Annotated in this window: 9 protein-coding genes and 1 rRNA gene; 3 read left to right on the forward strand and 7 right to left on the reverse strand. The window is 73.1% G+C overall.

Features of this window, described 5'->3' with window-relative positions:
- Window positions 1–158 precede the first annotated feature (158 nt).
- The 3 genes from ACFY2K_RS43190 to ACFY2K_RS43200 all read right to left on the reverse strand — a co-directional run bounded on the left by ACFY2K_RS43190 (window position 159) and on the right by ACFY2K_RS43200 (window position 2,019).
- Window positions 159–629: a hypothetical protein gene (locus tag ACFY2K_RS43190; protein ID WP_380595203.1), complete on the reverse strand. Its 471-nt coding sequence runs from the start codon at window positions 627–629 to the stop codon at window positions 159–161.
- Window positions 630–640: 11 nt separating this feature from the next.
- Window positions 641–1,321 carry an LPXTG cell wall anchor domain-containing protein gene (locus ACFY2K_RS43195; protein WP_387718582.1) on the reverse strand — a complete coding sequence of 227 codons (681 nt, stop codon included), beginning with the start codon at window positions 1,319–1,321 and terminating at the stop codon, window positions 641–643.
- 185 nt (window positions 1,322–1,506) lie between these two features.
- A complete protein-coding gene (locus ACFY2K_RS43200) occupies window positions 1,507–2,019 on the reverse strand; it encodes a DUF6584 family protein (RefSeq protein ID WP_375884050.1) in 513 nt (170 codons plus the stop codon).
- A gap of 278 nt (window positions 2,020–2,297) precedes the next feature.
- Between ACFY2K_RS43200 and ACFY2K_RS43205 the strand changes: the two genes are divergently transcribed.
- A complete protein-coding gene (locus ACFY2K_RS43205) occupies window positions 2,298–2,876 on the forward strand; it encodes a YbhB/YbcL family Raf kinase inhibitor-like protein (RefSeq protein WP_380595200.1) in 579 nt (192 codons plus the stop codon).
- Window positions 2,877–2,938: 62 nt separating this feature from the next.
- Here ACFY2K_RS43205 and ACFY2K_RS43210 read toward each other — a convergent pair whose 3' ends face one another.
- The gene (locus tag ACFY2K_RS43210) at window positions 2,939–3,646 is read right to left on the reverse strand and encodes an SDR family NAD(P)-dependent oxidoreductase (RefSeq protein WP_380595198.1); all 708 of its coding nucleotides are present in this window, start codon (window positions 3,644–3,646) and stop codon (window positions 2,939–2,941) included.
- A 101-nt stretch (window positions 3,647–3,747) separates the two neighbouring features.
- Here ACFY2K_RS43210 and ACFY2K_RS43215 point away from each other — a divergent pair, with 101 nt between their 5' ends.
- Both ACFY2K_RS43215 and ACFY2K_RS43220 read left to right on the forward strand, forming a co-directional pair.
- The gene (locus ACFY2K_RS43215; protein WP_387718587.1) at window positions 3,748–4,614 is read left to right on the forward strand and encodes a helix-turn-helix transcriptional regulator; all 867 of its coding nucleotides are present in this window, start codon (window positions 3,748–3,750) and stop codon (window positions 4,612–4,614) included.
- Between the two features lie 76 nt (window positions 4,615–4,690).
- Window positions 4,691–5,335, forward strand: a complete 645-nt coding sequence (locus ACFY2K_RS43220) for a hypothetical protein (RefSeq protein WP_387718590.1) — start codon at window positions 4,691–4,693, stop codon at window positions 5,333–5,335.
- A gap of 171 nt (window positions 5,336–5,506) precedes the next feature.
- Here ACFY2K_RS43220 and ACFY2K_RS43225 read toward each other — a convergent pair whose 3' ends face one another.
- The 3 genes from ACFY2K_RS43225 to rrf all read right to left on the reverse strand — a co-directional run.
- A complete protein-coding gene (locus tag ACFY2K_RS43225) occupies window positions 5,507–6,223 on the reverse strand; it encodes a hypothetical protein (RefSeq protein ID WP_387718593.1) in 717 nt (238 codons plus the stop codon).
- Window positions 6,224–6,378: 155 nt separating this feature from the next.
- On the reverse strand, window positions 6,379–8,487 hold the full coding sequence (locus ACFY2K_RS43230) for a phosphocholine-specific phospholipase C (protein WP_380521642.1): 2,109 nt from the start codon (window positions 8,485–8,487) through the stop codon (window positions 6,379–6,381).
- Window positions 8,488–8,720: 233 nt separating this feature from the next.
- Window positions 8,721–8,796: ribosomal RNA gene (gene rrf / locus ACFY2K_RS43235) — 5S ribosomal RNA — on the reverse strand; the annotation flags it as partial.

Here is an 8,796-nt window from a genome sequence, read left to right on the forward strand (position 1 = left end):
CCCGAGAGATCTACCGAGTCCTGACCACGCCCAGCACACCGAGCACCACCACCGAGCAGCTCACCATCGCTGCTTGACATCCATAAGAGCATCCGCGCCACCACGCGCGAAGGGGCGGCCGCTCACGCGGCCGCCCCTCCCCGTTCACGCCCTGGCGGTCACCAACCGGCCCTGCCCGCAGTGGACTTGCTGTCCACCGTGTCGACCTGGGGGCCGGAACTGGTCCGGATCAGCGGTGTTCCCGCCGGGGTGATCGCCTCCCGCACCGTCCGTACCGGTCGCGCCGCGGGCTCCTCGGCCCCGAACGCGTCCAGCCGCAGCACCAGGTTGTGCGGCAGGACCGGCCGCGGCTGCCCCGGCCAGTAGCAGTCCGTCGCCCGGACCTCCCGGCTGCGGCGGCCGCCCGTACCGGTCACCGGACCGGGCACCACCTCGACGTCCGGCCGCCATCCGCGCCCCGGCCACAGGTGCTCCAGGCGCAGCTCCCAGGTGTCGGCGTCGACGACCAGGGACTCCCCCACCGCACCGGCCAGCACCAGGACCCCGTACGGGGTACGGACCACCGCCCGTTGCTCGAAGTCGGCGTCCTTGCCGACCACCGTGATCCGCCACGCTCCGTCGACGAACATCCGCCGGACCGTCAGGCCTTGCGGCGGGCGGCGACCCGGCGCGCCGCCACGACGAGCCCGGCACCGCCGACCAGGGTCGCGGCACCGGCCACCGCGAGGCCGGTGTTGCCGCCGCCACCGGTCTGCGCGAGCGCCGGCGCGGCGGAGGCGGAGGCACTCGCCGAGGGCGAGGCGCTGGGGTGCGCGGCGGGCGAGGACGGGCTCCCCGACGGGCTCCCGCTCGGCGTCGGCGTCGCCGTCCGGCTGACGGTCGGCGTCGGCGTCGGCGTCGGCGTCGGCGTCGGCGTCCCAGGCTTGGTCAGGGTCGGGGTCGGCGTCGGGGTGCCCGTCGGCGTCGCGGACGGGCAGAGCGGCACGTCGGCGATCTGCTGGTCGATGTGGGTGTCCGCCAGGGTGTAGCGCCACCGGTCGCCGTGGCCCGAGTAGCCGACCGTCACCTTGGCGGTGCCGTGCCCGGCGATGGTGCCGTGGTGCTCCTCGGTGCCGCCGATCAGGCTGAGCGTGTAGTCGCCCGCGTCCTGGTAGTTGTTGCCGAGGACGACCTCGACGTGACCGGCGTCCGTCCGGCAGCCGACCGTCAGCGAGGCGTCGCCGGGGTGCCAGGCGAAGGCCTGCCCGGTCCCGGCCAGGGCCAGGGCCAGGGCGGCGACCGCACCACCGGTGACCGCGGCAGCGCGGCGTACGTGCTTCATCTGTGCTTCTCCTCGGAGGGTTCAGGGCGTTCGTGGGGGCCACGAGGGCCGCCCCGGCCGCGCCGTCCGTGGGAATCGGCGGGCACCCGGGGCAGCACCGGACGGCCCCGACGGGCCGCCACCGTCAAGTACGGCCCACCCCCGCCCGGGGGTTCATCCCCGCACGCGCCACCGCACCGAACCGCTCAGAACCACCAGCCGGCGAAGGTGACCATGCCGAGCACCGCGAAGGCTCCCAGCAGCAGGCCGACGAGGCCGATGCCGAGGCAGAACCACGGCCCGCTGTCGTCGTCGGACGCGTTCGGCCGGTAAGGGTCGGACACCTGGCCCCACTGGACCGGGCGGCCTTCCTCTGCGGAGGCCGCGGCACGGAGTTCGGCCAGCCGGGCGCGGGCGGTCTCGGTCGACGCGGTGCGCTCGGAGGTACGCCAGGCGAGCGCCCGCATCCGGCGCCGCGGATCGGCGTAACGGCCCTCGAAGGCCGCGGTCTCGGCCTCGTCCCGCTCCTCCTCCAGGTAGGCCCAGCGGCCCGCCTCGACCGGCTCCCCGTACAGCCGGTAGACCTCGGCCAACCGGCGCCGGACCGTGAGGTCCGCCGGGTAGCGGCCCACCAGGCTACGCAGGCGTTGGCGGGCGACGGGTATCCGGCCGGCACGGAGGTCCGCGTCGACCTTCGCGAGGGTGGTCTCAACTGTCACCGGAGCATCGTGATCGACGAAGAAGCGCTGGTCAAACGGGTTTCATGCCCGCACCCCAACCACCACCGGCCACCCGGGCGAGAAAATAGTTGATAGGCAACAATGATTCTGCCGAGGCCCGCCGAGGCCTCCGGGGCCCGCCGAGGCCCGCCGAGGCCTCCGGGGCCTGGTGACCAGGGAGGCCTATCCCGACGACAAGCGGCGTAAGGTCGTGCACGTCACCGACCCCGCCCGCCGAAGCCCCCTGACGGCGCCACCGGCCCAAGGAAAGCGCCCCCATGTCCGTACTCGGCACCCTGCTGCGCAACCGCCGCCCGGAAGAACGCACTTACGCCTGGAACCAGCCCTGCCTGGACGGCCCGGAGACCCTCACCCTCACCAGCCGGGACTTCACCGACGCCGGCCTCCTGCCCACCCGGCACAGCGGCACCCGGGTCGGCGGCGAGAACCTCTCCCCCCACCTCGCCTGGAGCACGCCCCCGGCGGGAACGGCCGAACTCCTGCTCGTGGTCGAGGACATCGACGTCCCGCTGGGCTCGAACCCCGCCGTCCACTGCCTCGCGCTGCTCGACGGGCCCCGCCTGCCGAGCCCGCAGGAGCTCGCCCCCGGCGCCCTCGCCAAGTCCGCCCCCGCCCCGGGCGTGACCCTGCTGCGCTCCTTCATCGGCCGCGGCTACCACGGCCCCGAGCCGCTCAAGGGCCACGGCCCGCACCGCTACGTCTTCGAGCTCTACGCCCTCGCCGAGCCCCTGCCGAACCGCGCCGCCCTCCCGAACACCCGCCCCCGCCGCCTCCTCACCTCCCTCACCACCCCGGTCCTCGCCCGCGGCCGCATCACCGGCACCAGCGAACGCTGACCCCCGGCCCGGCCCCGCCCGGCCGCGCGCCCACCCGGTGGATCGGTCACCCGGTGGATCGGTCACCAGGGCAGCGGGCCCTCGGCGTCGCGGTAGGTGCCGGTGGGGCCGTCCGGGGTCAGGCAGGCCATCCGGACGATGATCCCGGCGCCCTGCTCGACGGTCTGGATACCGGTGTTGCCGTTGAGGTCCGTCTTCGTGAAGCCGGGCTCGACGGCGTTGATGCGCATGTGTGGGAACGCCTTGGCGTACTGCACGGTGATCATGTTGACGGCGGCCTTGGAGGCCGGGTAGGCGACGCCGGGGTAGGCGTAGGTGGGGGTGCCCGCGGTGGTGACGCGGGTGAGCGAGGCCAGGCCGCTGCTGAGGTTGACGACGACGGGGGCGGCGGAGCGCTGCAGCAGCGGGAGGAACGCGTGGAGGACGCGTACCGTGCCGAACACGTTGGTCTCGAACGTGCTCCGCATCAGGTCGGCGGTGACGTCGGCGGCGCCGATGACGCGGTTGTCCGCGTCCCGCTCCTCCACGCCGGCGTTGTTGACCAGCACGTCCAGGCCGCCGTCGGCCTCGACGGTCCTCGCCGCCGCGGTGACCGAGGCGTCGTCGGTGATGTCGATGACGACCGGCCGCGCGCCCAGCCGCTCGGCGGCGCGACGCCCGCGCTCGGGGTCCCGGCTGCCGACGTACACAGTGTGGCCTGCGGCGATGAGTTGGCGGGCGGTCTCGAAGCCGAGGCCCTTGTTCGCTCCGGTGATCAGTGTGGTGGTCATGCCTCCACGATGCTGCGCGGCGACACCGTCAGCCAGGCGTCCGGTCTTCCTGGGACTGCCGGTACCAGGCACCTGCGGGTGGGGCGGTGCACAGTGGTGGCATGGCGACCACGGAGTTCGGGCGGACGGTGCGGCGCTGGCGCGACCGGGTCCCGCCGGAGGCGGCCGGCCTGCCGGCGGGCGGCCATCGGCGCGCGGCCGGACTGCGCCGGGAGGAGCTGGCGCTGCTGGCCGGGATCTCGGTCGACTACGTCACCCGCCTCGAACAGGGCCGGGCGGCCAACCCGTCGGAGCAGGTCGTCGAGGCGCTGGGGCGGGCGCTGCGACTGAACGCGGAGGAGCGTGAGCACCTGTTCCGGGTCGCCGGGCTGGTGGCGCCGGGACGCGGCACGGTGCCCGCCTACATCACGCCCAGCGTGCAACGGATGCTGGACCGGCTGACCGGCACACCCGTCGCCGTCCACGACGCGGCGTGGACGCTGCTGCTCGCCAATCCGCTCTACACCGCGCTGATGGGTGAACGGCACGGCAAGGAGCGCAACGGAGCGTGGCGGAACTTCCTCGGCGAGGGCAGCCGGGTCCGCCACACTCCGGAGTCCCGGCGGGCGTTGGAGACCGCCGTCGTCTCCGACCTGCGGGCGACGGCGGGCCGCTACCCGGCGGACCAGCGGCTGCGGCGCCTGATCGCCGATCTGCGCGGCAACAGCGAGCGGTTCGCCGAGCTGTGGGACTCCGGCGCGGTGGGGCACCAGGAGGCCTCGCGCAAGACCGTCGACCACCCGGAGGTGGGACCGCTGACGCTGGACTGCGACGTGCTCAGCGTCGCGGGCAGCGATCTGCGGATCATGGTCTACACGGCCGAACCCGGCACCGAGGACGCCGAGCGGCTGGCGCTGCTGGCGGTGATCGGCACCCAGACACTGGCAGGCCGCCCCAGCACCGGCGTCGGTACCGGCACCGATTCGTGACGTGCCCCTGCCTAGTTCGTTCGCGCCCCGGTGTGGTGGGATGTGCTCGAAGGGTGACGAACGCAGGTGGGGGTGCGTGGTGCGGAGCGGACGACTGCTGGGCCTGGACGGGGACGCGGCGAATCTGGTTGCCGTGGGGCTGGTCCGGCTGGGGACCGAGGAATGGCTGGGGGCGACGGGCGGGGCGCCCGCCTGGGTGGGCGGGCTGCGCGCGGCCTCGTTCGCGGACGCCTGGCTGTCCTTCGGCGACACCGCCGCCCCCGGGCTGCGGGTGCCGGCCTCGGCGGTGGTACCTGCCGTCGTCGAGCAGGCCGCCGAGCTGCTGCTGCGCTCCTGCGGGGACGACGTGGCGACGGCGCTCGGCTGGCTGGGCCAGCGCTCCGCCGAGGCCCGCGAGGAGGCCGAGCGGGAGGACCAGACCCACCCCGCCGAGCCCTGCGCGCTGACCCTGGTGTGGCACGGCGTCCAGGCGCTGACCGCCGAGGACGGACCGGCCCACCGCCTCCGCGCCCAGGAGCGGGCCGAGGCCTACGTCCGGGAGCGCCACCGCCGCCAGGACACCCTGGCGCTGGTGCTGTGCTGCGCCCGGATCGCCGCGGCCGCGCTGGTGGAGCTCAGCGAGGGCGACCCGGCCCGGGTCGACGGCTGGCTGGAGCAGGACGCGGCGCGCGCGATGCCCCTCGTGGCCCCCGTCCCCCTGTGGGTGCCGGGCCGCCCCTGACGGCCGGCCCTGGTCCCGGCGGGCCGGGGCGCCGCCTCGGCCCCTGCTAGAAAGGGTTAAGGCACTCGGCAGCAGGAGCCGTGACAGCCCGTACTGGAACCGGCTGTCGAAGGAGACCGCGACCACGAGGTGACGCGCCGGAAGGAACGGTCCTCCCGGCTCAGTCCCGGGTCACCTCGACGCCGGGGCCTGGCCTGCCAGCCAGGCCCGCCAGACACGACGGGTGTTCGGCAGGTCGGGGCGGTCCAGGAGCCAGCGCACGTACCCTGCCTGGCAGCGGGCCCACGGGCTGTCGGATTCGACCGCGCGGTCGAGCCTGCCACGCAGGTCGGCGCTGTCGACGGCCCGGGCGACCCGCACGTACTCGCGGTCCTTGCAGCGGTACGCGCGGTGGACGACGATCTCGACCAAGTCGGTGAGCTTCGCCCTGATCGCCTCCGGCTGGTGGACCAGGGCCAGGTCCCGGAGAAGACTCTGCTTCGTGCCCCACGCCTTCGGATGGTGGGTCCACTCCTGCGGGTATCTCGCTTCCCACTCCAGGAAGAGCAACACGTAGGGCAGCCCGGGCCAATGCGCCAGATCCCCGCTCGCGGGGCGACCCCACAGCCCGTCAGGCAGCGAACGTCCCCGCGCTCGGCCATACCTCCGGCGCGCCTCACGGAAGGCCGGCTCCTGGTACTGCTCCTCCGCCTCCAGGGGCATCGTCAGCCGCCACAGCTCATTGCACCGACCGAGCGCGTCCTCGACCTGCTCCTGTGCCTCAGCCAGTTGGTCAAGCGCTGCACTTCTCACCGCCGGATCATCCGCTATCAGTCCGAACGCCCAGCCCAGCCGCTCGCCCCAGGCACAAGCGTCGTCCGCACCTGGACTACCTGCCTCTTCCGTCACGCAGGGGATCATCCCCCAGCACCGTCCGCTCGCTCCACCCGATGGTGCGCGGCGGGCCGGTCCCCGTCCGGAGTGGACGGGGACCGGCCCGGTTGTGCGGGGAGCATCGCGGGAACGGGGTCGGGCTCCGCCGGCGGAACCCGTCGGGGCAGCGGTCAGCGCGGCCCGGGGTCGCTGATGCCGGGGCGGCCGTTCTCCAGGTGCCCGGCCCAGCGGCGCCGGTAGGCCGGCCCGTCCGTGGCGGCGACGGCGACGTCGTACCAGCGGTTCTCGTCGCGCAGTTCGAAGGTGAACCGGGCGTCGTCGCCGGGCCGCAGGGTGCGGCCCTGCTTGGCGCCCTTGGCGTACGCGTTCTCGGCGGTGACGGTGCGGGTGGTGTCCCCGTGGTTGGACACCGTCACCCGCACCTTGTCCTTACCGGGTTCGAAGCGGGCGACCAGGCCGCCCACCGTCTTGCCCTCGAACTCCTGCACCGAGCCGTTCGGCCCGTGGGCGACGAGGTGGTAGCCGCCGTCGACCAGCGGCCAGTGGTCCTCGAAGCTGTCACCGGCCGAGACGGTGTAGCGGCGGGGGGCGGCCGTCGGCGCCGTCCGGTCGTAGACGTAGAGCCAGGCCCCGGCCGCGCCCCGGTTGTTCAGGTTGAGCTGGAACACCGTCGCGTCGTCGGTCTCGTCCTCGTTGACCCGCAGGTCGTACGGGAGGGCGCGGGCCGGGCGGGTGCCCGGCTCCTGGGTGGGCATCCGCTGGGGCAGCGGCACCTGGTACGGCTTGCCCTGGGAGGCGATCGGCGCGGGCACGGGTATCGAGACCTTCCCCCGGTCGGCACCGGAGAAGTCCAGCGCCGAGGTGAGGTCACCGCAGACGGACCGGCGCCAGGCACTGATGTTGGGCTCCTCGATACCGAAGCGGGCCTCCAGGAACCGCAGCACCGAGGTGTGGTCGAAGGTCTCCGAACAGACCCAACCACCGCGCGACCAGGGAGAGATGACCAGCAGCGGCACACGCGGGCCCAGCCCGATCGGCTGCAGCCCGCCGCGGTCGGCGCCGGGCACCAGCGGGCTCATCTCGCCCGGGTACTTGGCGAGGTCGAGCAGCTCGTCGCCGAGGCTCGCCTCCAGGTCGGTGGAGACCATGCCCTGACCGCCCGGCCGGCTGACGACCGGCGGCATCGGCGGCACGACGTGGTCGAACAGGCCGTCGTTCTCGTCGTAGTTGATGAGGAAGACGGTCCGGCCCCAAACCTCGGGGTTGGAGGTGAGCGCGTCCAGCACCAGGTTGATGTAGTACGCGCCGTCGGTGGGGGTGGCGGAGGGGTGCTCGCTGTACAGGTACGGCGGGACGATCCAGGAGACCTGCGGCAGCCGGCCGTTCTGGACGTCGGCCCGGAACTCCTTGAGCGTGTGGTCGGTCGCGCCCTTCTCCACCAGCGGACCGGAGGCGCCCTCGGCGACCTGGTAACGCTCGAAGAACATCAGCGAGTTGTCGGTGTAGTTGTCCGTCGGGGTGCCCGGCTCACCGGAACCGCCCTGGTACAGCTTCCAGCTGACCCCGGCCTGCTCAAGCCGCTCGGGGTACGTCGTCCAGGTGTAGCCGTTCTTGCCGTTGCGCTCCTCCAGGCCGGGCCCGTTGGGCTTGCGGCCGTAGGCGTTGCGCGGGTCGCTGGTGCCGGTCCACAGGTAGATGCGGTTGGGCGCGGTGTCGGCGTGGACGGAGCAGAAGTACGAGTCGCAGACGGTGAACGCGTCGGCGAGGGCGAAGTGGTACTGAAGGTCCTGACGCTTGAGGTGCCCCATCGTCATGACGTCCTGCTTCTGGTTCACCCACTGGTCGTGGCGCCCTTCGTTCCAGGCGAGGTGACCGCTGCTCCACCCGTGGTCCGTCCCGGCCTGGTGCTCGGTGGTGTTCCTGGGGTCGATGTACCAGGGCAGCACCTCCTTCTCGGAGGCCGGCAGGCCGCGGTCGTGGTAGCGCCCGGTCTTCACCGCGGCGGCGGGCTGGTGCCAGTTCGGCCGGCCGTCGGGCAGAGCCGTGGGACGCGGGTCGTCGAACCCGCGCACGCCGCGGAGGGTGCCGAAGTAGTGGTCGAAGGAACGGTTCTCCTGCATCAGGATGACGACGTGTTCGACGTCCTTGATCGAGCGGGTCCGGCTGATCGCGGGCAGGGCCAGCGCCTTGCCGACCGCGGGCGGCAAGACGCCGAAGCCCGCGGCAGCGGCGGACGCGCCGCCCAGCTGGAGGAAACGGCGCCTGTCGATGGAGGCCACGTGATGTCCTTCCCAGTCGTGCCATGCATGGGTGTTCCGAGAAGGCTCGAACATAAGGCAGCGCACACGGGCCGTACACAGTGCGACGGCGAACGCCACGTGAGCTTTCGGCCAACTGTTGTCCAGTCAACTTCCCGCCCCGGCGGCCTACTCCGCTTCCGCCGCACACCGAACGGCCGGAAACGCGAAAAGGCCCCGCCGGGCTCACCCGGCAGGGCCTTCTCTGAATGATTGTTCGGCGGCGTCCTACTCTCCCACAGGGTCCCCCCTGCAGTACCATCGGCGCTGTGAGGCTTAGCTTCCGGGTTC

This window comes from Kitasatospora sp. NPDC001309, from assembly GCF_042896295.1.
Taxonomy (GTDB): Bacteria; Actinomycetota; Actinomycetes; order Streptomycetales; family Streptomycetaceae; genus Kitasatospora.

What these genes read in the sequence shown, in the direction of transcription:
- ACFY2K_RS43190 (WP_380595203.1), bottom strand. Translation starts at nt 629, where the DNA reads ATGTTCGTCGACGGAGCGTGGCGGATCACGGTGGTCGGCAAGGACGCC.
- ACFY2K_RS43195 (WP_387718582.1), bottom strand. Translation starts at nt 1,321, where the DNA reads ATGAAGCACGTACGCCGCGCTGCCGCGGTCACCGGTGGTGCGGTCGCC.
- ACFY2K_RS43205 (WP_380595200.1), top strand. Translation starts at nt 2,298, where the DNA reads ATGTCCGTACTCGGCACCCTGCTGCGCAACCGCCGCCCGGAAGAACGC.
- ACFY2K_RS43210 (WP_380595198.1), bottom strand. Translation starts at nt 3,646, where the DNA reads ATGACCACCACACTGATCACCGGAGCGAACAAGGGCCTCGGCTTCGAG.
- ACFY2K_RS43215 (WP_387718587.1), top strand. Translation starts at nt 3,748, where the DNA reads ATGGCGACCACGGAGTTCGGGCGGACGGTGCGGCGCTGGCGCGACCGG.